The 24,603-nt window shown below is 70.4% G+C and carries 21 protein-coding genes; 16 read left to right on the forward strand and 5 right to left on the reverse strand.

Annotated features, from left to right (window positions below; all coding sequences use genetic code 11):
- The first annotated feature begins 195 nt into the window (after positions 1–195).
- Together AB0I72_RS10900 and AB0I72_RS10905 are read left to right on the forward strand one after the other, a co-directional pair.
- Entirely contained in the window at positions 196–4,620 is a 4,425-nt protein-coding gene (locus AB0I72_RS10900; RefSeq protein ID WP_358565651.1) for a HAMP domain-containing protein, read from the forward strand.
- Positions 4,621–4,626: 6 nt separating this feature from the next.
- Entirely contained in the window at positions 4,627–5,265 is a 639-nt protein-coding gene (locus AB0I72_RS10905) for a response regulator (RefSeq protein WP_358565557.1), read from the forward strand.
- 81 nt (positions 5,266–5,346) lie between these two features.
- On the opposite strand, the gene AB0I72_RS10910 is transcribed toward AB0I72_RS10905, so the two are convergent.
- On the reverse strand, positions 5,347–6,519 hold the full coding sequence (locus AB0I72_RS10910) for a PAS domain-containing protein (RefSeq protein ID WP_358565653.1): 1,173 nt from the start codon (positions 6,517–6,519) through the stop codon (positions 5,347–5,349).
- Positions 6,520–6,675: 156 nt separating this feature from the next.
- Here AB0I72_RS10910 and AB0I72_RS10915 point away from each other — a divergent pair, with 156 nt between their 5' ends.
- Together AB0I72_RS10915 and AB0I72_RS10920 are read left to right on the forward strand one after the other, a co-directional pair.
- The gene (locus AB0I72_RS10915) at positions 6,676–7,449 is read left to right on the forward strand and encodes a GAF and ANTAR domain-containing protein (protein WP_358565560.1); all 774 of its coding nucleotides are present in this window, start codon (positions 6,676–6,678) and stop codon (positions 7,447–7,449) included.
- A gap of 91 nt (positions 7,450–7,540) precedes the next feature.
- Entirely contained in the window at positions 7,541–7,888 is a 348-nt protein-coding gene (locus AB0I72_RS10920; RefSeq protein WP_358565563.1) for an STAS domain-containing protein, read from the forward strand.
- 10 nt (positions 7,889–7,898) lie between these two features.
- On the opposite strand, the gene AB0I72_RS10925 is transcribed toward AB0I72_RS10920, so the two are convergent.
- Positions 7,899–8,852 carry an anti-sigma factor RsbA family regulatory protein gene (locus tag AB0I72_RS10925; protein WP_358565655.1) on the reverse strand — a complete coding sequence of 318 codons (954 nt, stop codon included), beginning with the start codon at positions 8,850–8,852 and terminating at the stop codon, positions 7,899–7,901.
- A gap of 138 nt (positions 8,853–8,990) precedes the next feature.
- Positions 8,991–10,268 (reverse strand): glycosyltransferase, encoded by a 1,278-nt coding sequence (locus AB0I72_RS10930; protein ID WP_358565566.1) that lies wholly within the window; start codon positions 10,266–10,268, stop codon positions 8,991–8,993.
- A gap of 695 nt (positions 10,269–10,963) precedes the next feature.
- On the opposite strand from AB0I72_RS10930, the gene AB0I72_RS10935 reads away from it, so the two are divergent.
- Positions 10,964–11,725 (forward strand): protein phosphatase 2C domain-containing protein, encoded by a 762-nt coding sequence (locus AB0I72_RS10935; RefSeq protein WP_075926397.1) that lies wholly within the window; start codon positions 10,964–10,966, stop codon positions 11,723–11,725.
- A gap of 78 nt (positions 11,726–11,803) precedes the next feature.
- Here AB0I72_RS10935 and AB0I72_RS10940 read toward each other — a convergent pair whose 3' ends face one another.
- Together AB0I72_RS10940 and AB0I72_RS10945 are read right to left on the reverse strand one after the other, a co-directional pair.
- Entirely contained in the window at positions 11,804–12,505 is a 702-nt protein-coding gene (locus AB0I72_RS10940; RefSeq protein WP_358565569.1) for a copper resistance CopC family protein, read from the reverse strand.
- A 144-nt stretch (positions 12,506–12,649) separates the two neighbouring features.
- Positions 12,650–12,913: a WhiB family transcriptional regulator gene (locus AB0I72_RS10945; RefSeq protein WP_358565572.1), complete on the reverse strand. Its 264-nt coding sequence runs from the start codon at positions 12,911–12,913 to the stop codon at positions 12,650–12,652.
- Between the two features lie 825 nt (positions 12,914–13,738).
- Here AB0I72_RS10945 and ectA point away from each other — a divergent pair.
- The 11 genes from ectA (at position 13,739) to AB0I72_RS11000 (ending at position 24,460) form a co-directional block, all read left to right on the forward strand.
- Positions 13,739–14,209: a diaminobutyrate acetyltransferase gene (gene ectA / locus AB0I72_RS10950; RefSeq protein ID WP_358565658.1), complete on the forward strand. Its 471-nt coding sequence runs from the start codon at positions 13,739–13,741 to the stop codon at positions 14,207–14,209.
- Between the two features lie 87 nt (positions 14,210–14,296).
- On the forward strand, positions 14,297–15,562 hold the full coding sequence (gene ectB, locus AB0I72_RS10955) for a diaminobutyrate--2-oxoglutarate transaminase (RefSeq protein ID WP_358565575.1): 1,266 nt from the start codon (positions 14,297–14,299) through the stop codon (positions 15,560–15,562).
- A gap of 126 nt (positions 15,563–15,688) precedes the next feature.
- A complete protein-coding gene (locus AB0I72_RS10960; protein WP_358565578.1) occupies positions 15,689–16,105 on the forward strand; it encodes an ectoine synthase in 417 nt (138 codons plus the stop codon).
- A gap of 387 nt (positions 16,106–16,492) precedes the next feature.
- Positions 16,493–17,407, forward strand: coding sequence for an ectoine/hydroxyectoine ABC transporter substrate-binding protein EhuB (ehuB, locus tag AB0I72_RS10965; RefSeq protein ID WP_358565581.1), 915 nt, complete (start codon positions 16,493–16,495; stop codon positions 17,405–17,407).
- A gap of 20 nt (positions 17,408–17,427) precedes the next feature.
- Positions 17,428–18,144, forward strand: coding sequence for an ectoine/hydroxyectoine ABC transporter permease subunit EhuC (gene ehuC, locus AB0I72_RS10970; protein ID WP_358565583.1), 717 nt, complete (start codon positions 17,428–17,430; stop codon positions 18,142–18,144).
- On the forward strand, positions 18,141–18,782 hold the full coding sequence (gene ehuD / locus AB0I72_RS10975; protein ID WP_358565586.1) for an ectoine/hydroxyectoine ABC transporter permease subunit EhuD: 642 nt from the start codon (positions 18,141–18,143) through the stop codon (positions 18,780–18,782). Before ehuC ends, ehuD begins: the two co-directional genes overlap by 4 nt.
- Positions 18,769–19,593 carry an ectoine/hydroxyectoine ABC transporter ATP-binding protein EhuA gene (gene ehuA / locus AB0I72_RS10980; RefSeq protein ID WP_358565589.1) on the forward strand — a complete coding sequence of 275 codons (825 nt, stop codon included), beginning with the start codon at positions 18,769–18,771 and terminating at the stop codon, positions 19,591–19,593. The genes ehuD and ehuA overlap by 14 nt, the downstream gene beginning before the upstream one ends.
- A gap of 142 nt (positions 19,594–19,735) precedes the next feature.
- A complete protein-coding gene (locus AB0I72_RS10985) occupies positions 19,736–20,671 on the forward strand; it encodes a CPBP family intramembrane glutamic endopeptidase (protein WP_358565592.1) in 936 nt (311 codons plus the stop codon).
- A gap of 206 nt (positions 20,672–20,877) precedes the next feature.
- On the forward strand, positions 20,878–22,953 hold the full coding sequence (locus AB0I72_RS10990; protein WP_358565661.1) for an RNA degradosome polyphosphate kinase: 2,076 nt from the start codon (positions 20,878–20,880) through the stop codon (positions 22,951–22,953).
- On the forward strand, positions 22,953–23,972 hold the full coding sequence (locus AB0I72_RS10995) for an NUDIX hydrolase (RefSeq protein WP_358565595.1): 1,020 nt from the start codon (positions 22,953–22,955) through the stop codon (positions 23,970–23,972). Before AB0I72_RS10990 ends, AB0I72_RS10995 begins: the two co-directional genes overlap by 1 nt.
- A gap of 50 nt (positions 23,973–24,022) precedes the next feature.
- Entirely contained in the window at positions 24,023–24,460 is a 438-nt protein-coding gene (locus AB0I72_RS11000) for an SRPBCC family protein (RefSeq protein ID WP_358565598.1), read from the forward strand.
- Positions 24,461–24,603 lie beyond the last annotated feature (143 nt).

Raw genomic sequence — 24,603 nt, forward strand, 5'->3', positions numbered from 1 at the left:
GGAGCCGCCGCCTCGGAGGTCCGGATACGGCGGAGGGCCGGACCAGTGCGTACGAGATCGGCGACCGGCCTGTGCGGAACGCGTTCGGCGGATAGTCTGAGTCACCGACAGATCCACTTCTTTCGGGTGGTAGAGCGCGACGGTAGCGTGACCGGACGGGAAGCCGAGGTGGACCAGACCAGCGGGAGGGGTTCGATGCCCGACGCGGCCAAGGAACTGGCTGAGGAACAACTCGACGAGATTCTCAGTGCCCTGTACCGCATGCGGGACGGCGACTTCAGCGTGCGCCTCCGTCAGCGCGGCAGCGGCACGATCCGGGAGATCGCCTCGGTCTTCAACGAGGTGGTCGACCACAGCGAACAGCTGAGCAGCGAACTGCAACGCGTCGGCGACGTCGTCCGCGACGAGGGCCGCCTGCACGAACGCGTCGCTGTCAACCCCTCCCGGGGCGCGTGGGGCGAGAGCGCCCGTGCCCTCAACGACCTCCTCGACGAGGTCGCCGAACCCGTCACCGACGTCGCCCGCGTCCTCGACTCCGTCGCCGAGGGCCAGCTCAGCCGCCGTGCCTCCACCGAGGGCCGCCGGGGCGAGCTCAAGGGCGACCTGCTGCGCCTGGCCACCACCGTGAACCGGATGGCCGACCAGATGAGCGGCTTCACCGAGGAGGTCACCCGGGTCGCCCGTGAGGTGGGCACCGAGGGCAAGCTCGGCGGCAGCGCGCAGGTCGAGGGCGTCTCCGGCGCCTGGCGCGAGGTCACCGAGTCGGTCAACCAGATGGCCTCCCGCCTCACCAACCAGGTACGGGACATCTCCGAGGTGACCACGGCGGTCGCCCGCGGCGACCTCGGCAAGAAGATCACCATCGACGTCCAGGGCGAGATGCTCGACCTCAAGGACACGGTGAACACGATGGTGGACCAGCTCTCCACCTTCGCGGACGAGGTCACCCGGGTCGCCCGCGAGGTGGGCACCGAGGGCAAGCTCGGCGGACGCGCGAACGTGCGCGGGGTCCAGGGCATCTGGAAGGACCTCACCGAGAACGTCAACTCGATGGCGGACAACCTCACCAATCAGGTGCGGGACATCTCGCAGGTGACGACCGCCGTCGCCCGGGGCGAGCTCACCCGCAAGGTCGAGGTCGACGTCCAGGGTGAGATGCTCGCCCTGAAGGACACCGTGAACACCATGGTCGACCAGCTCGACTCGTTCGCCGACGAGGTCACGCGGGTGGCGCGCGAGGTCGGCACCGAGGGCAAACTGGGCGGCCGGGCCAACGTCAAGGGCGTGTCGGGGATCTGGAAGGACCTGACCGACAACGTCAACTCGATGGCCAACAGCCTCACCTACCAGGTCCGCAACATCTCCCAGGTGACGACGGCGGTCGCCAAGGGTGACCTGAGCAAGAAGATCACCGTGGACGCCCAGGGTGAGATGCTCGACCTCAAGGACACCATCAACAAGATGGTCGACCAGCTGGACTCCTTCGCCAGCGAGGTCACGCGGGTGGCGCGCGAGGTGGGTACCGAGGGCAAGCTGGCCGGTCAGGCGCACGTGCGCGACGTCTCCGGGGTCTGGAAGGACCTGACGGACAACGTCAACTCGATGGCCAACAACCTGACCTACCAGGTGCGGCAGATCTCCATGGTCACGCGCGCGGTGGCGGCGGGCGACCTGACCAAGAAGGTCACGGTCAACGCCAAGGGCGAGATCCTGGAGCTGAAGGAGACCATCAACGTCATGGTGGACCAGCTCTCGGCCTTCGCCGACGAGGTCACCCGGGTGGCCCGTGAGGTGGGCACCGAGGGCAAGCTCGGCGGGCGCGCCGACGTCCCGGGCGTCTCCGGCATCTGGAAGGACCTCACCGAGAACGTCAACTCGATGTCGCACAACCTCACCACGCAGGTGCGCAACATCTCCGAGGTCACGACCGCGGTCGCCGCCGGCGACCTGACGAAGAAGATCGACGTCAACGCCCAGGGCGAGATCCTGGAGGTCAAGACCACCGTCAACACGATGGTCGACCAGCTCTCCGCGTTCGCCACGGAGGTCACCCGTGTCGCGCACGAGGTGGGCAGCCAGGGCCAGCTGGGCGGTCAGGCCAAGGTCGAGGGCGTCTCGGGCACGTGGCGTCAGCTCACCGACAGCGTGAACGGCCTGGCGGGCAACCTGACCATCCAGGTGCGCGCGATCGCCGAGGTCGCCAACGCCGTGGCCAAGGGCGACCTGACCCGCAACATCCAGGTCGACACGCGCGGTGAGATGGAGGAGCTCAAGGACAACCTCAACCTGATGGTGTCCAACCTGCGCGAGACCACCGCCACCCAGCGGGACGCCGACTGGCTCAAGTCCAACCTCAACCGCATCTCCGGCCACATCCAGGGCCACCGGGACCTGCACGAGCTGGCCCGCCTCATCATGACCGAGGTGACCCCGCTCCTGGACGCCCAGCACGGCGCCTGCTACCTGCCCGAGGACCAGGGCGACCAGGACGTGTTCCGGCTCTACGCCGGGTTCGGGTTCTCCCCCGACGAGAGCCGCCGCCGGATCCGCAAGGGCGTCGGCCTGGCGGGCGAGGCACTGGCGCAGCAGACCGAACAGCAGGTCAGCAACATCCCGCCCGGCTACGTCACCGTCCAGTCCGGACTGGGCCAGGCCGAACCCCGGCACCTGTACATCCTCCCGATCATCTCCGAGGAGCGCGCGCTCGGCGTCATCGAGTTCGCCTCCTACGAGGAGTTCCGGGAGATCCACAAGAACTTCCTGCGCCAGCTGGTGGCCCTCCTCGGCACCACGATCAACACCATCCTGGCCAACAACCGCACCGAGTACCTCCTCGAACAGTCCCAGCAGCTCACCAGCCAGCTCCGCGAGCGGTCCAACGAGCTCCAGCGCCAGCAGGAGGAGCTGCGCGGCAAGAACGCCGAACTGCGCCAGAAGGCCACCCAGCTGGCCAACCAGAACCGCGCGATCGAACTCCAGAACCAGCAGATCCAGCGCTCCAGGAACGCCCTGGAGGAGCGCGCCCACCAGCTCCAGGTCTCCTCCAAGTACAAGTCGGAGTTCCTGGCCAACATGTCGCACGAGCTGCGTACGCCGCTCAACAGCCTGCTGATCCTGGCCCGTCTCCTGGCCGACAACGCCGAGCAGAACCTCACGCCCAAGCAGGTCGAGTTCGCCCAGACCATCCACAAGGCGGGCAGCGACCTCCTGCTGCTCATCGACGAGATCCTCGACCTGTCCAAGGTGGAGGCCGGCCGCGCCGAGGTGCAGCCCAGCGAGGTGTCCATCGCCCAGCTCGTCGACTACGTGGAGGCCACCTTCCGGCCGGTCACCGGGGAGCAGGGGCTCGCGTTCGCGGTGGACGTCTCACCCGACATCCCCGGCACCCTGTGGACCGACGAGCAGCGCCTCCAGCAGATCCTGCGCAACCTGCTGTCCAACGCCGTGAAGTTCACGCCGCAGGGCGAGGTGCGGCTGCTCATCGAGCCCGCGTGGGCGCTGGACGACGCCGACCTCGACATGTTCGTGGAGGACGAGGAGGTCATCGCGTTCACCGTCGCCGACACCGGCATCGGGATCGCCGAGGACAAGCTCCAGGTGATCTTCGAGGCCTTCCACCAGGGCGACGGCGGTACCTCACGGCGGTTCGGCGGCACCGGTCTGGGACTGTCCATCAGCCGCAACTTCGCCCGGCTCCTGGGCGGTGAGATCCGTGTCCAGAGCGTGGCCAACCAGGGCTCCACCTTCACCCTCCTGCTTCCGGTGCGGCTGCGCGAGGAGGCCGTGGAGCGCGGCGAGGACGTCGTCGGCGTGGACACCGTCCCGGCGCTGGAGCCCGCCCCCGGCCGGGACGCGCACGGCGACGCCGGGACCGACGGCGACTACGTCATGCCCGACGAGGACTTCGACGCCGCGCTCGCCGCCCTCACCGACATCGGCAACGAGCCGCTGCCCAGCGTCCCGGTGCTCAAGACGCCCGAACCCGCCGCCCCGGCCGAGGGCGAGCGGGAGGCCGCGCCCGGCCAGGAGCGGGTCGAGGCCAGGACCGATCCCGAACGCCGCGCCGTCCTCAGCGGACAGCGGGTGCTGATCGTCGACGACGACGTGCGCAACGTCTTCGCGCTCACCAGCGCCCTGGAGGCCCAGGGGTTGGAGGTCCTGTACGCCGACAACGGCCGTTCGGGCATCGCCATGCTGGAGGCCAACGAGGACATCTCCCTCGTCCTGATGGACGTGATGATGCCCGAGCTGGACGGCAACGCCACGACCCGGGCGATCCGGGACATGCCCCAGTTCGCCGACCTGCCGATCATCTCCCTCACCGCCAAGGCGATGCAGGGCGACCGGGAACGCAGCCTGGCGGCCGGCGCCACCGACTACGTCACCAAGCCCGTCGACCTGGACCACCTGCTGGACGTCATGCGCCGCTGGCTCACCGCCGGCCCGGCGGAGACCGCCGCCAACGCCGCCGACGCCGACGGATCCGGGCTCGACGACGCGCCCGAGTCCCCCAGGGGGCACAATGGCGCCACGGACGACGACACCCGCACCGACGGCGGGGACCAGCCGAACGCGGACACGGGCGACACCGGCGCCGCCCCGACAGAGGACCTGGAGTAAGGCGTAGTGACCCAGAAGGCCAACATCCTTCTCGTCGACGACCGAGAAGAGAACCTGATCGCGCTGGAGGCGGCCCTCACCTCCCTCGACCAGAACCTGGTCCGAGCCAGTTCGGGTGAGGAGGCGCTCAAGCACCTTCTGGGGACCGACTTCGCGGTCATCCTGCTCGACGTCGTCATGCCGGGCATGGACGGCTTCGAGACCGCCGCGCACATCAAGCAGCGCGAGAAGACCAAGGACGTGCCGATCATCTTCCTGACCGCCCAGGAGGTCGACCGGCACGAGGTCTTCCGCGGCTACGCCTCCCGCGCGGTGGACTACCTGCTCAAGCCGTTCGACCCGTGGGTCCTGCGGTCCAAGGTCGAGGTGTTCGTCGAACTCCACCAGCTCAAGGCGCAGATGCGCGAGCAGGCGCGCAGCCTGCAACGCGACCTCGGACAGGAGACCGGCGAGCCCGGCAAGGTCCTGGCCGAGCGGCTGGCGCACCGCTCCCGCCAGGTCCAGAGCGACCTGGCCGCGCTGCGCGAGCACATCGTGGCCCACTACCAGGACGCCGACCAGCCCCTGGTGGACGGTGTGCGCCGACTGGACCGCTCCGTCGGGCAGCTGTCCACGCTGGTCGACACGCTCCACGGCCCCTCCTGACCGCGCCCTCGCGGGCCCGGCCGTCGGCGTGGCCGCGGCGGTGTGCCGCCCCGGTCGCGGCCCGGGGCGCGGCGGATCGCGTCAGGCGGAGGGGCGCGGCGGGAGCGCCAGGCCGATGTGCTCGCCGATCTCCTCGATGAGCCCCAGGTCGGCCAGGCGGAAACTGCCCCGGTTGCTGCGCCGGATCAGCGTCAGGGCGCCCCGCACCCCCCGGCTGCCGCGCAGCGGGACCGACAGCAGCGACCCCGCGCCCAGCGCCGCCAGCAGCGGCGCGCCCGACGCGGCGTGGCCGAGGACGCCCTCGTCCTCGATCAGCGGGAACAGCAGCGACTGGCCGCCGCCCAGGACGTCGCGGGGGATGTCGGAGTCGCACGGCGCGGCCGCCGCCACCTCCCGCGTCAGCTCCTCGGGGGCGTCGGGCGGGCCCGCCACCGCCGCGCGCCTGGCGGCGCCGGGGTCGGTGGGCAGGTCGCACACGTCCACGATCACCCAGTCGGCGTAGGAGTCCGCCAGCAGTCCGGCGGCGTCGGCCAGCGCGAGCGGTTCGCCCCGGCCGCCCGGGCCCGCGCTGCGCAGCAGCAGCCGCGTCATCCGGGTGAGCACGTCCAGCCGCCGGGCGGCCAGCACCACGACCTGGTCCTCCACCTCCGGCTCCAGCGGGGCGGGACCCTCCTCCTCCGACCCGCTCATCGGCGGCGACATCGCCACCAGCACGAGCGGTTGCGCCTCCGTGGGCAACTCCAGCCGCGTCAGGGTCAGGTGCACGTCCTCCGCCCACCCGCGCTGGGCCAGGCGCGACTCCAGGGAGGCGGGTCCGTCACCGCGCAGCACCGAGGCCAACCACGACTGCATCGTCGCGCGTTTGCGCAGGTCGACGAAGTGCGCGAGGGGTTTGCCGGTGAGGTAGCCGGGCGCGCTGCCCAGCTGGGCGGCCCCGGCGTTGTTGATCCGTCGGATGTAGCCGTCGTGGTCGAGCAGCACCACGGGCACGCTCAGCTCCGCGAACATCGCGCGGAGCAGTATCCGGTCGCCGTCGTCACCCGACCGCCGCGGTCCGGGCTGTTCGGACTGGGCGCGGCCGAGCAGGTCGTCCGCCTCGCCCAGCAGGCGCTCGGCGTACTCCAGCTCCGCCAGCGCCGCCTCGGCCGTGCCCCGGGCGTCGTCGGGATACATGGCATGGGTGCTCACCAGGGCGGACACCCGCTCACCCAGAGCGGTGATCTCCCTGCGCAGCCCCGCGAGGTTCTCCGACACGCTCAGGTCTCCGTCGTCGTCGATCGCGTCTTCGGCGGCACCCGTCACCGGGGCCCTGACACCGTTGTCACTCACCGACGCTAACGGATGCGGGGGGTTGCGCTCACCAGGGTTACCGTGGAGCAGGGGCAGGGAGCGCGGAAGTGAGGTGGCACGGTGTGGATCGAACGCCTGGCCCGTGACATCGGGGCACTGGCCCAGACCGAGAACACCACCCTCGAACGGGCCCTGGACCAGATGAGCCGGGCCGCCGCGCTGGGCGTCCCCGGGTGTTCCGCCGCCCTGGTCGTGGTCTGGCGGGAGGTGACGGGGCCCGACGGGTCCGTCCGGCACGTCGTCGCCGACTACGGCGCCTCGCACGCCGACCTGTCCGAGGCCTTCGAGCACCAGTACACCAGCGACCACGGGCCCACGGTGGAGGCGGTGCGCGAGATGCGTCAGGTGCGCGTCGGCGACGTCCTGCGCGAACACCGCTGGCCCCGGTACACGAGCATGGCCGTGCAGTGCGGCGACCGTTCGTCGGTCACGCAGCCCAGCCTCATCCCCGGGGACGAGGGAGAGGACGACCGCGTCGTGACCTTCGGCGTGCACTCCGGCCGCGCCGACGCCTTCGACGAGGACGTCGTGGCCCCCCTCACCGCCCTGCTGGCCGAGCACGCGGCCGTCGCCCTGATCAGCGTGGGCCGCCAGGCCGACGTCGCCCGCGAGACCGCGCACATGCGCCGGGCGATGTCCGCGCGCACGGTGATCGACCAGGCCAAGGGGATCATCATGCACGCGCGGGCCTGCGACGCGGACACGGCCTTCACGGCGCTGCGCGAGGTCGCCCAGCGCAACCGGAAGAAGGTCGTGGACGTGGCGCGTGACCTGGTCGCGGAGAACGCCGGCCCGCAGGCACGGACGCGTCGCCCGCGGGTGGACGGGCGGTGAACGCCGGAACACCGAACGAGGATGAGTCCCGAGCGTGACCGAAAGCCGGGATGATGGGCATGGCCCTCCGGAACGACAAGGAGAACCGAGAGTGACGTCAGACATCTCGATCCGTCGCGAGGATGGCGTCGTCGTGGTCACCCCCGTGGGGGAGATGGACGCGGTGACCTCTCCGGCCCTGGCCGAGGTCCTCGACGGACTCCTGTCCGAGGAACCGCCCCGGCCGGTGGTGGTCGATCTCGCCAAGGTCGCCTTCTGCGACTCCCGTTGCATCGGCGTGCTCGTCGCCGCCTACCGGCAGGCGCGCGACCTCGGCGTCGGACTCGTGGTCGCCGAACCCCAGCAGCAGGTCAACCGTCTGTTCGTGATCGCCGGGATCGACCAGGTCATCCCCATCATGGCGAGCATCGGGGCCGCCGTGGACGCCCTCCGCCCGTGACCGACCCCGATCACCGACCGGCCCCGATCACCCCGGGGGAGTACTCCCTGTCCAGGAAGTGCAGCCGCACCAGCGACCCCGAACCGCTGCCGGAGATCTCCAGGAAGTCGCAGGTCTGGCGGGCGATCCACAGTCCGTACCCGCGCGGGCGCGTCCCGTCGGCCGGCCGGTAGCCGGTCAGCGGGTCGACCAGACCCCCGTCCTCGTCGAACACGTCGCACACCCAGCGCTCCGGGGCCCGCCACACGGTCACCGTTCCCTTCCCGGCGCCGTGCTCCAGCACGTTGGCGGCCAGCTCGTTCACCGCCACCACCAGGTCGTCCACCCGGTTCTCCGGCCAGCCCGCCGCCCGCCCCAGGTGGGTGAGCTCCTGGCGCAGGCGGGGCAGGGACAGACCGATCTCCAACTGGTGGACGGGGCCCGCGACCGGCAGCGGTTCCGGAGCGGTCGGCCGGGCCCCGAACGCCGCGGTCCCCAGGTAGCCGCCGTTGGGGTGGGGGCCGCCGGGCCCCACCAGCACCGGATGGGTGGCGCGCACCGCCGACCGCACGTGCGGGGCGAGGCCGTGCGCGTCGTGCACGCACAGCAGCCGCAGCGGCATCGGGGCCAACGCGGTGGACAGCACGGACTCCAGGCGCAGCCACTCCCGCAGCTCCATCGCCGAGCCGTCGGTGAGCGGCGGTTCGGCGACCACGACCACGGGGGCGGGTCCGTACGTGAGCGCCAACCGGTGCAGGACGGCGAGCGTCCTGCCCGGGGCGGAGTAGAGCGCGGCGCGGTCGATGACGTGCACCCTGGCCCGCTCCGCGTCGCCGAGCCCCTCGGTCAGGGCGGCGGCGCGGCCCGCGTCGACCGCGAGCACGGCGTACGCGTCCTCGCGTACGGCCGACCGCAACCGCTGCCGGGCCACGTCGTGGAACCTCTGCTCGCGGTGGAAGAGCAGGCCCTGGTGTTCGAAGGTCATCGCTGAGGGTTCGCGTTCGGGGTCGCGGCGCCCGGGTGCGTGCGCCGTCATCTGAGGTGTACCCACTCCGCGCCCCGGTCCCTCGGAGACGGCTCCGAGGGACCGGGCACACGTGCGTGGCGGGAGCGGGGACACGGCTCAGCCCGAGACCGTCGACAGCAGGAGGCCGTCGGTCTCGTCCTCGGCGGAGCCGTCGTGCTCCGGCGTCTGGGGCAGGGAACGCTGGTAGGCGATCTCCGTCTCCACCGCGATGCGCTGCCACGTGAACCGGGAACGGGCGCGGTCGGCGGCGGCGATGCCGTACGCCGAACTCATCGTCGGTGTGTTGAGGACCGCGCGCACGGCGCGGGCCACCTCGTCGGAGCGGCCGAAGCGCATCAGCACGCCGCTGGTGCGGTGCAGCACCGCGCCGGGGATCGCGCCCGTGGCGGTGGCCACCACGGGAAGGCCGCAGGCCATGGCCTCCACGACGGCTCCGCCGTAGGGGTCGTAGGCGGCCGCGGACACGTACACGTCCGCCGAGCGCAGCAGTCGGGGCAGTTCCTTGCGCTCCACGGGCCCGGTGAGGTGGACGCGGTCGTCCACGCCCGCCTCCTTGGCGAGGAGTTCGACGGCGCGGGCGTTCTCGTCGAGGGCGACGTCGCGGTCCTCGGCGGTGGAGACGATGAGGAGCTCGGCCTCGGGCAGGCGGACCATCGCCTCCACGAGCCGGTCGGCGCCGCCGGGCCCGCCCAGGGAGGTGACCGAGATCAGACGGGGCCGCTCCTCGTCGCGGGTCCGCCAGGGCTCCGAGGCCGCGCTGCCCTCGACGCTGAAGTGGTCGGTGTCCACCCCGAACGGGACGACGCTCACGTGGTGGCGGGGCACCCCGAGCCGGGCCAGCTCTCCCTGCTGGTCGGTGGAGTTGACCAGGACGTGGTCGGCGCGCGAGGCGAGGATGGTCTCCATACGGGCGCGTTCGGGCTGGTGGGAGAGGCCGGAGCGCTGCTCGCTGGCGTTGAGCGAGTGGAAGGTCTGGACGATCGGGGTGCCGCTCTGGTCCCGGTCGCAGTGCGCCTGGGCGTGCAGGGCGGCCAGGCCGCTGGTCCACCCGACGGCGTGGAGGACGTCCGGGGCCTCCTCGTCGAGCGCGGTGGCGAGGGCGCTGCCGAAGGCGCCGGTGTGCTCGGTCTCCTCGTCGTCGCCGAGGGGGCGCGCCGGACCCGCGTCGAGGTAGACGACGGACACCCCGCGCGACATGCGCGTGCGCCCGTCGGGCTGGTCGGGGTCGCTCCGGCGTGCGTACACCGTCACCTTGTGGCCGCGTTTGGCGAGCTGCCGGGACACGGCACAGGCGTGCAGACTCGCTGGGCAGGCCGGTTCCCCGCGATGGGCGGGGAGGGGGTTGGCGTGTTCGGCGACCATGGCGATCTTCACTGGGCTGGACTCCTTGGACACGGAACGGTGTCCGTCGTGGGCGGGTCCGAGGCGACTCCGGAGCGGGGTCGGAGCCTCCCGGAAGGGAAACGGGCAGCACGGAACGCCGCACGCACGGAGTGCGCACGGGAGCCAGGCGGCGGAGAGGAAGGAAGGGGGGAGGGCAGACGCACGGAAACCACACCAAACGACCGGTAGGGAGATCGAGCCGCCGTGCGAACCCGGATCGGGTCGACGCTCGGGGCGAGGTCGTGTGTGTCTGCGTCTTAGACACCCAACGGCACCCATTCTGCCAGACGGTCGGGTGAGCCACAACGTGACCGGGTATCGCCGACAGTTCCAAAGGGGGGCTTCGGGGCGGTCCGTAACCCCCTCGAAAGCCCTCTGTCCTGTGCATTCCCGATCCGGGCCGGTCCGCACTGTCGCGGTCGGGCCAACGCCGCTACTGTCGGACAGGAACAACGGGACTGGACACCGCTCACCACCGGCACATCGACCACGGCACTTTCGGCGGCGACAACCCGGGTGGGAACTGCGTATCCGGGTGTTTTCCGCCATGATGTACGCGGATTTTGACCGACTCCGCCGGTACCTCGGTACGGTTACAGAATCCACGCGTTGAACGGGACTCGAGCAACGTCCGGCGGCCTACGCCGGGCAACCGGCCACGGCCGAAGGAACGGGAGGAAGGGCGTATGGGTGTCGCTGGTGGGGAAGTCATCGTCACGGCCCTCACGCACCGGGGCGCTGTCCGTCCCGCCAACGAGGACTCCGTCGTCATGGGCGCGCTCACCGTCGCCAGCGCCAACATGACCTCGCCGGTCCGTTGCGTTCTGCCGGTGAGCGAGCCCGTCATCCTGGCCGTCGCCGACGGCATCGGCGGTCAGGCCGCGGGGGAGATCGCCTCCGAGCACGCCGTGCACCGCATGGCCGAGGTGGGGCCGCGGCTCAAGGGTCCGGACGAGATCGCCCAGTTGCTGACCAACATCGACGAGGAGATCAAGGACCACGCGACCCAGCACACCGAGTTCTCCGGCATGGGGACCACGGTCGCCGGTGTCCTGCTCAACAACGACGGCAACTTCTGGTTCAACGTCGGCGACTCCCGGACCTACCGCCTGGAGGGGCGCCACCTGCGCCAGCTCTCGGAGGACGACTCGCCCGCGCTCCCGCCCTCCGAGGACGGCCGCCCCGTCACCACGAACTTCATCACCCAGTCCCTCGGCGGCAGCGCCGGCGGCGCGATGGTCCCGCACGTGGGCCGGGACGAGGGCGCCGACCCCAGCGCCTGGCTCATGTGCAGCGACGGCCTGTCCGACCTCGTCCTGCCCGACGAGATGGAGCGGATGATCGCCGAGGCCGGGAGCGACGAGGCCGCCGTGCACGCCCTGTGGCAGGCGGCCATGGAGGCGGGCGGCAAGGACAACATCAGCATCCTGCTCGCGCGTCGCGTCTGAGAACGACGTGGTGAAGGCGACAGGGCCCGGACGTCGCGTCCGGGCCCTGTCGCCGTTCGTCGTCGTTCCGCGGGAGGCTCAGCCCTGGCCGCCGCCCGACTCCGACGCGGCACGGGAGCGCAGTACCACGGCCACGACCACGACCATGGCGACGGCCACGACCACCGCGAGCCCCACGATCCCGAGTGCGACCATCGACGGGCCCTCGGACTCGGCGGCGGCCTCGTCGGCCTCGATCGCGGTGTCCTCGGCGGCGGCGCTCTCCTCGGCGTCGCCCTCCGCCCCGGCCTCGGCGCCCCCCGCGGTCGCGTCGTCCGCGGGCTCCTCCCCGGCGGCGGCCCCGGCCACGGCGTCCTCGGTCAGCGTGAACGTGAGCGAGTCCTGGATGGGGTGGCCGTCGGAGGAGACGACCCGGAAGCCGATGGTGTACTCGCCCGCCTCGTCCAGGGGCAGCAGGCCCGCGGTGACGTCGAGGTCGTCGAACTCCAGGGCCCCCTCCTCCTGGTACTGCTCGCCGTTCGGGCCGGTGACGATGACGTCGCTCGCGCTGTCCGACGCCATCGGCGCGTTGTTGAAGGTCAGCACGACCTCCTCGGGTGCGGCCTCCAGGATGGCGCCGTCATCGGGGGAGGAGCCGGTCAGGACGTCGTGCGCGAGGGCGGGGGCGGGGGCCAGCGCTAGCGCGCCCGCGGTCAGCGGAACCGCGGCGGCGGCGATCAGACGCGGCAGGCGGCGGGTGGCCGCCCGGTCGAGGGCGCGCGTGGTCTCGGTGGAGGCCATGTCTTCGTCTTCTCCCAGTGCTCGGGGTGGGTGCGCGCACCGGCGGAGAAGGCCGGGCCGCACGTGATCGAAACTAGGCGGTGCCCCCCGGGGCCGCAAGACGGCACGTGGAGGGGTCACACACGAGGAGAAGGGGTCGCCGCCTCAGGAGGCGGGGGCCAACTCGCGTCGCATGTAGCGGCGCTGCTCCGGGGTCGTTCCACCCCAGACGCCGTGGGCCTCCCCGGCCCGCAGGGCCCACCGCAGGCACTCCTGGCGAACGGTACAGCCGCCGCAGACGGCGACGGCCTGCTCCGTGTCGGCGCGCCCGATCCCGGTGCTGCTCACCGGGAAGAAGATCTCCGGGTCGTGGGAACGGCACTTCCCCCGCTCGACCCAGTCCTCGCTCTCGTGGTAAAGGCGATTCACGTGCGCCTCCGATCCGTGGCTGCGATCCGTGGTCAGTGGCCGCGCCGTGGGTCCCACGGCGGGCGCGTCCTCGTCCTCACCACGGCTGTCGGGTGCTTGCCCCCTCTGGTCTGGGGTGAAGCGATGCGACCAAGTGTAGTACGACCAGATGTAGTACTACACGGAGTCTGCTCGAAAGTCGGCGAGACATCAAGGGCGCCGCGCCGCCCGCGCACGGTCCCGCGCCGCCCCGCGCGCGTTCGGTCGGCCGCCCGGCGGAGGGTGCGTGGGTCGTCGGGGCGGGAGGGAACTCCCTGTCCAGGGCCGCTTTCCGTGCGCGCTTCCGGCATGGTGGAGGTGCGGACTCCGGGCGGGAGAAGCGTTATGTCGCGAGGTTTCCACCGAATTGATGTGACTTAACGCACTGTTAATATTGCTCAGTAAGGCTCTATGTTTGACCCTGAGTGCTGTCGACCACACGGAGGCGGCCGCGCGGGCGCTCCCCGCGTCCGGACCCCGGTCGAAACGCCGAAGTCCCTGATGGACAGGGGGCTGGCGGCCGGAGGCCCGCCCCGCGCGCCTGTGCTGAACCCCCTGGTCAGGCCGGTCCTCCGCTGCTAAATAAACGAGCCATACCCGATGGTGAACGGATGAAACATGTACGCGGAGTCTCTCTGAAACGTCATTGATATTCGTTCGCTAAGTTCGATCGACGTGCCACATCTACGAACGAACCTCCAAGCACGCGACCGAGCCGACGGCGGGGCGAACAGCTCCGGGACCACAGGGGCCGCGGGCCGGGGGGACGTGCGCCTGTCGCACCCGTCCCCGGAGGACGGGCCGCGCATGTGGCGGCTGGCGGGAGAGACGGGGATGGACGTGAACTCCCCGTACGCCTACACGCTCTGGTGCCGGGACTTCGCCAGGACCAGCGTCGTCGCCCGCGACGACGCGGGCCGTGTCGCCGCCTACGTCACCGGATACGTGCGCCCCGACAGCCCGGACACGTACTTCCTCTGGCAGGTCGCCGTCGATCCCGAGTACCGCGGACAGAGACTGGCCCGCCGCATGCTTGACTTCATGGGTGACCGGTTCGCCGACATGGGACTGCGTTACCTCGAAGCGACGGTCACGCCCGACAACACCGCCTCACGCGCACTCTTCGCCTCGTTCGCCCGCGACCGGGGCGCGGAGATCGCGTGGAGCCCTCTCTTCACCGGGGAGCACTTCCCGCACGACGGCGGGACTCCCCACGAACCCGAGGACCTCGTGCGTATCGGACCCTTCGGGGACCGGACCAGCGAAGAGCGTGCCTGACCATCCGCACCGGATCGACCGATCCTGACACCCCGTCGTCACAGCCCTGAGCCCACGAACCTGGGGAAAGGAACCAAGGAACCCACGATGGAGACCTTCGAACGCCTCGAATCCGAAGTCCGCGGATACTGCCGGAACTGGCCGGTCGTCTTCGACAAGGCCGTCGGTAGCCACGTCTACGACGAGAACGGGCGGCCCTACCTGGACTTCTTCGCCGGGGCGGGGTCCCTCAACTACGGGCACAACAACCCGGAGTTGAAGGCATCGCTCATCGATTACCTCACCGACGACCGGATCGTGCACAGCCTCGACGCCTACAGCGTCGCCAAACGGGACTTCCTGGAGACCTTCGAGGACGTCGTCCTCAAACCCCGGGGCCTGGACTACAAGGTCCAGTTCCCCGGCCCGGCGGGCAACAACGCGGTCGAGGCCGCGCTCAAGCTCGCCCGTAAGTACACCGGTCGCGAGACGATCGTCAACTTCACCAACGGCTTCCACGGCATGACCCTGGGCGCCCTGGCCGTCACCGGCAACTCCATGAAGCGCGGCGGCGCCGGCGTGCCCCTCGGACACGTCGCCACGATGCCGTTCGACAACTACATGGACGGCCAGACGCCGGACTTCCTGTGGCTGCGCAGCCTGCTGGACGACAGCGGCAGCGGTCTGGACAAGCCCGCCGCGGTCATCGTCGAGACGATCCAGGGCGAGGGCGGCATCAACGTGGCCAGCGCCCAGTGGCTGCGCGAGCTGTCCGCTCTGTGCCGCGAGTACGAGATCCTCATGATCGTCGACGACATCCAGATGGGCTGCGGCCGCACCGGCGGCTTCTTCAGCTTCGAGGAGGCCGGGATCACCCCGGACATCGTCACGCTGTCGAAGTCCATCAGCGGCTACGGTCTGCCGATGGCCCTCACGCTGTTCAAGCGCGAGCTGGACGTGTGGGAGCCGGGCGAGCACAACGGCACCTTCCGCGGCTTCAACCCGGCGATGGTCACGGGCGCCGAGGCGCTGCGCCGCTACTGGAGCGACGACGCCTTCGCCCGTCAGACCAGGGCCAAGGGCGACATGGTCGCCGCCCGCCTGACCGAGATCGCCGCCGAGTTCCCGCAGGTCGGCGCGCACGTGCGCGGTCGGGGCCTGGCGCGCGGCCTGGCCTTCGAGGACACCTCGATCGCCAAGCGGGTCGCCGCCGAGTCCTTCGACCGGGGCCTGCTCGTGGAGACCTCCGGCCCCGAGGACGAGGTCGCCAAGCTGCTCCCGCCGCTCACCACGACGGAGGAGGAGCTCAGGGCCGGACTCGACATCATGGCCGACGCCGCGCGCGCCGCCGTGAAGGTCGCCCAGCCGGTGTAGTCATCCGCCCTGGTGAGGGGCGACGGACACGGGGTCGGTCGGCTTCCCGAATCGGGATGTCGGCCGGCCCCCGACCGTGTTCAATAGATCAAAGCGACGGCGCACGAGCGCGTTAGGGAGATTTCAGTGATCGTTCGCAGCGTGGACGACGTCAACGGCACCGACCGCGACGTCAAGCACGGCAACTGGCGCAGCCGCCGGATGATCCTCGCCAAGGAGGGCGTGGGGTTCTCCTTCCACGAGACCGTCCTGTACGCGGGCACGGAGACCACGATGTGGTACGCCAACCACGTCGAGCTGGTGCACTGCATCGAGGGGGAGGCCGAGCTCACCAACGAGGAGACCGGGGAGAAGCACATCATCACCCCCGGCACCCTCTACCTGCTCGACGGTCACGAGAAGCACACGCTGCGCATCAAGGAGGACTTCCGGGTCCTGTGCGTGTTCAACCCGCCCGTGACCGGGCGCGAGGTGCACGATGAGAACGGCGTGTACCCGCTCATCGTCGAGGAGCCGGAGTCGGAGGACACCGCGGTCTCCTGACGACCGGGTGTGCACACGTGGGCGGGGTCCGTGGTCTCGGACTCCGCCCACAGCTGTGTGCGACACCGGAGCCCCTGGGTGAGCGGGTTTCACACTTAGGGTCACAAGCCACAGGTGACCCGGCATGCACGTCTGTGGGGGGCGTTCACCCGGCGGTCGAGTGCTCATAACCAGTGCATAACGGACTAAACCTGCCTCGTTACTGCTGGGCGGGCTCGGGGAGGGAGACACCCGTGTCTGCGTCGTCGACCCGTGTCCCGTTCGACGGCTGGGACCCGCGGAGTGACTCGGCCGCGGACCCGAACCCACATAGGCGTCCCCATCCGAATGCGCGGTGCCGCCGTCCCACGGACGCGGCGCCGCCCTGACGTTCCACGAGGAGCAGTCGTGAAGAAGCAGGTGTCAGCGGTCAACCGAGGAGCCCTGGGTCGCCGGGACGCGTTCCGACTCGGAGGAGTGGGCCTGGCGGTGGCCGGTCTCGCCGCGTGTAGCAGGGTGGAGGACGGCGGCACCGGCGGAGGCGGGGCCGCCACCCTGGACACCATCCGTGAGCGCGGATACGTCCGTGTCGGCCTGGCCAACGAGCAGCCGTTCGGGTTCATCGACGGTAGCGGGAGCTGGGCCGGCCAGTCGCCGTCCCTCGCGGCCGCCATCTTCGAGGAACTGGGTGTCTCCGAGATCCAGGCGACCCCGGTGACCTGGGACGGACTGATCCCCGGACTGCAGTCCGACCGCTTCGACGTGGTCGCCGCCGGGATGTTCGTCAATCCGGAGCGCTGCGAGCAGGTCCTGTTCAGCGAGCCGACCGCGCAGTCCCCCGAGGCCTTCCTGGTCGACAGCGGCAACCCGTTCGGGATCACGAACTTCGAGAGCTTCCTGGACAACGAGGAAGCCGTCCTCGCCGTGCTGAACGCCTCCGTGGAGCAGGGCTACGCGGAGTCCGTCGGGATCCCGGAGAGCCAGCTGGAGATCATCTCGGACCAGACCCAGGGCTACGAGCTGCTGTCGAGCGGCCGCGTGGACGCGGTCTCGATGCCGAGCGCGTCGAACAACTACATCCTCCAGTCCCGTGGCGGCGACTTCGAGGTGACCGAGCCGTTCTTCCCGGTCATCGACGGTGAGGAGCAGCGCGGATACGGCGCCCTCGCCTTCCCCCTGGGGAACGAGGCCCTGGTCGACGAGGTCAACGCCGTGCTCGCCGACTTCAAGGAGAACGGTCGGCTGCTGGAGATCGGGCAGGAGTGGGGCTTCTCGGAGGCCGACCTGCCCGGTGACGTCACCACCGAGGAACTGTGCTCCTAACGAGATTCTGAGGCCTTTCTGTGGATTTCCTGGCACAGCAGTTACCACGCTTCGTCGATGGTGCTGTGGCTACCGTCATCCTGACGCTCGGGGGGTCGGCGCTCGCGTTCGTCCTGGCGATGTTCTTCGGGATCCTCGGCACCGTGCGGAGCGGCGTGCTCCGCGCGGTGGCGGTGGTCTACGTGGAGACCTTCCGCGGTGTCGCGGCGCTGGTCGTGATGTTCTGGCTGGCGTTCGCCCTCCCGCAGCTCACCGGGTTCCGGCTGGACGACTACTTCACGGGCATCCTCGCTCTGGGGCTCAACGTCGGCGCCTACGGAGCGGAGGTCGTCCGCGGTGCGATCCAGGCCGTCCCCAAGGCGCAGATCGAGGCGACCGTCGCGCTGAACATGTCGTGGCAGCGCCGCATGCGCTCGGTGGTCATCCCGCAGGCGTGGGCGCAGATGCTGCCCACCTTCGGGAACCTGATCATCGAGCTGATGAAGGCCAGCGCCGTCGTCTACACCATCGGCATCCTCGACATCACGGCCGTCGCCAGGCTGCTGCGCTCGACCGGTGACCTGTGGTGGGCCTTCGGCACGGCGTTCGTCCTCTACTACGTCATCGCCCACCTGCTGAGCGGGGGCGTGCGCGTGCTGGAGCGCCGGGCCAACCGCAAGCTGGGCCGCCTGCCCGCCGCGCGGAAGGCCGCCAAGACGCCGCTCCGCGTGCCCGCGGGGGGAGGGGGTGACGCATGAGCTGGGACCTGTCCTTCATGTTCGACGACCTGCTCCCCGCACTGCTGGTGGGTCTCCAGTACACGGTGCTGAGCACGGTGCTCGGCTACCTCATCGCGCTGCTCCTCGGACTCCTCATCGCCGTCGTGCGCCGCGTCCGCGTGGTCGGACCGGTCGCGCACGGGATCATGGAGTTCATCCGCACGACGCCGCTCCTGATCCAGTTGGTGTTCGTCTTCACGCTGGTCCCCCCGACGGTCACCCCTCTGACCGTCGGCGTCGTGGTCCTGGGCGTGCACTACGCGGCCTACACCGCGGAGGTGTACCGGTCGGGTATCGAGGGCGTGGCCAAGGGGCAGTGGGAGGCGGCACGGGCGCTGAGCCTCCCCCTCAGGCGCACCTGGGGCGCGATCGTCCTCCCCCAGGCGATCCGGAAGGTCATCCCCGCGCTGGGCAACTACCTCATCGCCATGTTCAAGGACACACCGCTGCTGTTCGCGATCGGTGTGACCGAGATGCTCATGATGGCCCAGCGCGTCGGGCAACCCGCGGGCCGGGTCATGGAGGCCTACACCCTGGTGGGGATCATGTTCCTCCTCGTCAGCATCCCCTCCGCGATTCTGATTCGACGACTGGAGCGACGCTATGCCGCCGTCTGACACCCCGTCCGCCGAAACACCCCAGGGGGTCGAGGGGCAGCCGCAGATCGTCTTCGACCAGGTGGTCAAGCGGTTCGGCAAGCTCACCGTGCTCGACCACCTCGACTTCTCGGTCGAACCCGGCGAGCGGGTCACGCTGATCGGCCCCAGCGGTTCGGGCAAGACCACCATCCTCCGCCTGCTCATGACCCTGGAGAAGGTCACCGAGGGCCGCATCGACGTGGCCGGGGAGCCGTTCAGCCACATGCGGCGGGGCAACCACCTGGTCCCCGCCAGCGAGAGCTACCTGCGGCGCAGGCGCCGGAGCATCGGCATGGTGTTCCAGCAGTTCAACCTGTTCCCCAACATGACCGTCCGCAAGAACGTCATCGAGGCGCCCGTGCACGTCCTCGGCCTGTCCAAGGACGAGGCCGACGAGCGGGCGGTGGAGCTGCTGGAGCTGGTCGGTCTGGGCGACAAGATCGACGCCCATCCGACGCAGCTGTCCGGCGGCCAGCAGCAGCGCGTGGCGATCGCCCGCGCGCTGGCGATGCGGCCGGACATCCTCCTGCTGGACGAGGTCACCTCCGCGCTGGACCCGGAGCTGGTCGCGGGCGTCCTCGACGTGCTGCGCCAGGTGGCCGAGTCCACGGACATCACCATGCTGTGCGTGACCCACGAGATGGGCTTCGCGCGGGACGTGTCGCACCGCGTCCTGATGTTCGACAAGGGCCGGATCGCCGAGGAGGGAACCCCGGAGCAGATCTTCGAGGACCCGCGCGAGGAGCGGACGAAGTCCTTCCTCCGCTCGGTGCTGGACAACGGATTCTGAGATTCCCGACGGGGACCCGACCGGCACGTGCCCCGGGCCGGTCGGGGTCCCCCGCGCCCATACTGACGACATACCGTAGTCATTAGATCACTTTTAGTTTCTCCTTGGGCAGAATGGGTGCTCTGAGCCAGGGGGGACTCTTGTGACCAAGGTGCGAAGTTGGGGGCTCGTCGCGTGGGGCGGGTTCGCCGCCCTGATCGCCATGGTGATGGTCGCGCGTCCCGAACTGCCCGCCGAGGTCCTGACCGAGTCCCTCCCCTTCTACACGTCCATCTGGGGGCCGATGCTCCTCGCGGGCCTGGCCACCTGGGGACTCGTCCGCTGGTTCGGCCACCGGGACGCGCTCGACGCCCGGGTCGCCGCCGCCCTTGAGGGCCACCCGATCCGGCGGGAGCTCGGCTACCTGCTGATGTTCCTGTGCGGGTTCGTCCTGTCCATGATGGCCCTCTCGTGGGTCTCCTCCCTGTACACGGCGGAGACCGACATGGACCTGCGGATGTCGGTGTCCCTGGTCTGCCGACTGCTGTTCCTGTTCACCCTGCCGATGCTCGTGATGGACCGCTCCGGGGTCACCGTCGACGGCAGGGGCACCGCCATGCCCTCACTCGCCCTGGGCGTGCGCGAGCCCTGGCGGTGGCTCGGCCTCGTCCCGGTGGGCGTCGCGGTCGGCCTCATGGGCAACCGGCTCGTCCCGGTCTACGGGCTGCCGCCGCTCACTCTCGCCGTGGTCGGGTTCCTCCTCGCCTTCGGGCTCGTGTGCGTGTGCGAGGAGATCTTCTACCGCGGGATGCTCCAGACCCGACTGGAGTTCATCCTGGGCCGCTGGGCCGGCATCGTCGTGTCCTCGACCGTCTTCGCGGCGACCTACGCGGTCATCCAGCCCTACGACGCCGTCGTCCAGATCCGCGGCCACGACTTCGTACAGGACCTCTGGCTGGCCCTGCTGTCCTACGCCGCGGGCGGACTCCTCTACGGGTACCTGTGGACGTGCTTCCGCACCATCTGGATCACCGTGGTCCTGCGCCTCTCGCTCTTCGTGATCATCCTGCCGCCGGGGCTCGGACCCTTCATCGACTGAGACCGCCCGGTCCCGCGACCCACCCCGTTCACGATGTGAAGACGGGGCAAACTTCGTGTGCGGAGATAGGGTGGAGGTGTCCGGATGGGTACAGAAGCTCCATAGCGGATGCACTGCGGTCATATTCCCCTCATGGGGATGTCACCGTCCGGTCATGAACAGGGGGGAGTCTGCCACCTGTGAGCACGGAATCAGCGCCAGCACCAGTGGACACCACCGTCGCCGACCTGCCACCGGACAGGTTCATGGACCGGGAGGAGGGCTGGCTCCGGTTCAACCAACGCGTCCTCGAACTCGCCGAGGACGAGGCGATCCCCCTCCTGGAACGCGCGCGGTTCCTCGCCATCTTCTCCAGCAACCTGGACGAGTTCTTCATGGTCCGGGTCGCCGGGCTGAAGCGCCGCATCGCCACCGGCCTCTCGGTGCGCTCCTCCAGCGGCCACCACCCCCGCGTCCTGCTCGAACGCGTCTCCGAGTTCAGCCGCGAGCTCATGCTCCGCCAGTCCGCCTGCTACGAGCACAGCGTCGCCCCCGCACTGCGCGAGGTCGGCATCCGCATCGTGCGCTGGAACGATCTCGACGCCACAGAGCAGGAGTACCTGCACGGCTTCTTCCGCCGCTCCATCTACCCCCTCGTCACCCCCTTCGCGGTCGACTCCGCCCACCCCTTCCCCTACATCTCCGGGCGGTCGCTCAACCTCGCCGTCACCGTCCGCGACCCCCGCGACGAGCGCCGCATGTTCGCCCGCGTCAAGGTCCCCGGCTCGCTCCCGCGCTTCATCGAGCTCACCTCCGGGTCGGGCGGCCGCTTCGTCCCGGTCGAGGACGTCATCGCCGCCCACCTGCCGCAGCTGTTCGAGGGCATGGAGGTCGTCGAACACCACGCCTTCCGGGTCACCCGCAACGCCGACCTGGAGGTCGACGAGGACGAGACCGACAACCTCGTCCAGTCCCTCGAACAGGAACTCCTGCGCCGCCGCTTCGGCCCGCTCGTGCGCCTGGAGGTCGAGCAGTCCATCAGCGACGAGGTCCTCGGCATCCTCACGCACCAGCTCGGCGCCGAGGAGGAGGAGATCTACCGGGTCCCCGGCCCGCTCAACCTGGCCGGACTCTCCCAGATCGCCGACGTCGACCGGCCCGAGCTGTGCTTCCCGCCCATGGTCCCCGTCGAACCGCGCGCCCTGAACTCGGGCGACCTGTTCGCCGCCATCCGCGAGCGCGAGATCCTCGTCCACCACCCCTACGAGGCCTTCGCCGCCACCACCGAGCGGTTCCTCGCCCTGGCCGCCAGCGACCCCAAGGTCGTGGCGATCAAGCAGACCCTGTACCGCACCAGCGGCGACTCGCCCATCGTCGAGGCGCTCATCGAGGCCGCCCGCGCGGGCAAGGAGGTCGTGGTCCTCGTCGAGGTCAAGGCCCGCTTCGACGAGCAGAACAACATCCACTGGGCCCGCAAGCTGGAGGACGCGGGCTGCCACGTCGTCTACGGCGTCGTCGGCCTCAAGACCCACTGCAAGCTGTCCATGGTCATCCGCCAGGACGACGACGGCCTGCTGCGCCGGTACTGCCACGTCGGCACCGGCAACTACAACCCCGCGACCGCCCGGATCTACGAGGACCTGGGCCTGTTCAGCGCCTCCGCCGAGGTCGGCGAGGACGTCAGCGACCTGTTCAACAGCCTCACCGGGTTCTCCCGCAAGAAGCACTACCGACGCCTGCTCGTGGCCCCGGCCGCGCTGCGCGAGGGCCTGCTGCGCCAGATCGAGGGCGAGGTCGAGCACCACCGCCGGGGCGAGCCCGCGCACATCCGCATCAAGGTCAACTCCCTGGTCGACCGTGAGATCATCGACGCGCTCTACCGCGCCTCCCAGGAGGGGGTCAGCGTCGACCTGTGGGTGCGCGGCAGCTGCGTCCTGCGCGCGGGCGTGCCCGGCCTGTCCGAGAACATCCGTGTCCGCAGCATCCTCGGCCGCTTCCTCGAACACTCCCGCGTCTTCGTCTTCGCCAACGGCTGGCGCCCCCAGGTGTGGATCGGCAGCGCCGACCTCATGCCCCGCAACCTCGACCGCCGGGTGGAGGCGCTCGTGCGCGTCTCCGACCCCGAACAGTGCCGGCGCCTGGTCGGCCTCATGGAGTTGGCCATGTCCGACGGCACCTCGTCCTGGCGGCTGCGTCCCGACGGGACGTGGGAGCGCGGCACCCACGACGAGGAGGGCCAGCCGCTCCTGGACCTCCAGGAGACGCTGCGCGGCGAACGGCACCTCAGGGTGGTGGAGGCCTGATGGAGGCCCGGGACGAGACACGGACGGCGGGCGGGGCCGGGGAAGAGCTAGGGGAGCCCCGCGTCACCAGCGCCTTCCCACCGCGCGACACGGCCGTCGGCGGCTACCTCGAACCCATCCGCGCGGGCGGCGCCGTCCTGTGGCGCGACGGCGCCGGGGGCGACCCCGAGGTCGTCCTCATCCGGAGGCCCGACCGCGACGACTGGACGCTGCCCAAGGGCAAGCTCAAGAACGGCGAGCACCTCATCACGGGCGCGGTGCGCGAGGTCCGCGAGGAGACGGGGCTCACCCCGGTCCTGGGCCGACGGCTCCCGCCCCAGCGCTACCTCAAGGACGGGTGGCCCAAGCAGGTCGAGTGGTGGGCGGCCACGCCCGCCGAAGCCGGCGGCGCGATCGACTACGTGCCCAACGACGAGGTCGACGTCGTGGAGTGGGTGCCCATGAAGGAGGCCCGGGCCCGCCTCACCTACGACCACGACGTCCATGTCCTCGACAACTTCCGTGCCGGGCCCGCCGAGACCTTCCCGGTCATCGTGCTGCGGCACCTGTCGGCGGGGGAGAAGCGCGCCTGGCGCGACAACGACCTGCTGCGCCCCCTGGACGAGGCCGGACGGGCCGACGCGCTGGCCCTGCCCCGCGTGCTGACCTCCTACGGGCGGCCGCGCGTGGTGTCGTCGGCGGCCGCCCGGTGCACCGAGTCGCTGCTGCCGTACAGCGTCGAGTCCGACATGTCGGTGCGGACCGAGCGCGCCTTCACCGTGCGCGGCACCGGGCGGGGCGAGTCACCGGAGTTCGACGTGGAGGCCGCGCGGGAGGCGTTCGAGGGCATCCTGTCCGAGGGGCTCCCGACCGTGGTGTGCACGCACGGAGAGCTCGTGCCGCACCTGATGCGGGGGGCGCTGGACCGGCTCGACGCGCCGGTGTCCCAGCAGCTGGGGCTGCGCAAGGGCTGGTTCTGGGTGGTGCACGTCGCCGAGAACGGGGTGCTCGCCGGGGTGGAGCGGCACGCGGTCCGGTGAGGGACCGGGGCGGGTCCCACGCCGTCGACGAGCGGTGAGACCATCGGCTCATGGCCACTCACCAGATCTCGCGGAGCGTCACCGTCAAGGCTTCCGCCAAGCACGTCTTCGACCTCGTCGCCTCCCCCGCCCGGCACGTGGAGTTCGACGGGTCGGGCACCGTGCGCGGCGTCGTGTCCGGCCCGGCCCGGCTCTCGCCCGGGTCCCGGTTCGGCATGACCATGCGCCTGTTCGGGCTGCCGTACCGGATGACCAACCGGGTCGTGGAGTTCGAGCAGGACCGGCTGATCGCCTGGCGCCACATCGGATCGCACCGCTGGCGCTACGAGCTGGAGGAGCTGTCCGAGGGCGTGACGAGGGTGACCGAGACCTTCGACTACACCCGGGGCCCGTCGGCGCTCTACGTCCTGTCGGGCATGCCCGCGAGGAACGCCGCGAGCATCGAGGGGACCCTGGTGCGGCTCAGGGAGGCGGCCGAGCGGGGGTGAGGCCGAGGACACGGACGCGGCCCCCCCCCCCCCGCGGGGGGGGGGGGCGGCCGGGGCGGGGGGGCCGCCCGCCCAAGGCAAAAGGGAGAACGGGGTGGTGGGGAAGAGTGTTAAAGAAAAGATGTTTGTATGAGGGGGGGGCG

The organism is Nocardiopsis sp. NPDC049922 (genome assembly GCF_040660275.1).
Classification (GTDB): Bacteria; Actinomycetota; Actinomycetes; order Streptosporangiales; family Streptosporangiaceae; genus Nocardiopsis.

Bases quoted from the DNA above. Each gene is read 5' to 3' on its own strand.
- AB0I72_RS10900 (WP_358565651.1), top strand. From the start codon at position 196: ATGCCCGACGCGGCCAAGGAACTGGCTGAGGAACAACTCGACGAGATT.
- AB0I72_RS10925 (WP_358565655.1), bottom strand. From the start codon at position 8,852: ATGACCTTCGAACACCAGGGCCTGCTCTTCCACCGCGAGCAGAGGTTC.
- AB0I72_RS10935 (WP_075926397.1), top strand. From the start codon at position 10,964: ATGGGTGTCGCTGGTGGGGAAGTCATCGTCACGGCCCTCACGCACCGG.
- AB0I72_RS10940 (WP_358565569.1), bottom strand. From the start codon at position 12,505: ATGGCCTCCACCGAGACCACGCGCGCCCTCGACCGGGCGGCCACCCGC.
- ectA (WP_358565658.1), top strand. From the start codon at position 13,739: ATGTGGCGGCTGGCGGGAGAGACGGGGATGGACGTGAACTCCCCGTAC.
- ectB (WP_358565575.1), top strand. From the start codon at position 14,297: ATGGAGACCTTCGAACGCCTCGAATCCGAAGTCCGCGGATACTGCCGG.
- ehuD (WP_358565586.1), top strand. From the start codon at position 18,141: ATGAGCTGGGACCTGTCCTTCATGTTCGACGACCTGCTCCCCGCACTG.
- ehuA (WP_358565589.1), top strand. From the start codon at position 18,769: ATGCCGCCGTCTGACACCCCGTCCGCCGAAACACCCCAGGGGGTCGAG.
- AB0I72_RS10995 (WP_358565595.1), top strand. From the start codon at position 22,953: ATGGAGGCCCGGGACGAGACACGGACGGCGGGCGGGGCCGGGGAAGAG.
- AB0I72_RS11000 (WP_358565598.1), top strand. From the start codon at position 24,023: ATGGCCACTCACCAGATCTCGCGGAGCGTCACCGTCAAGGCTTCCGCC.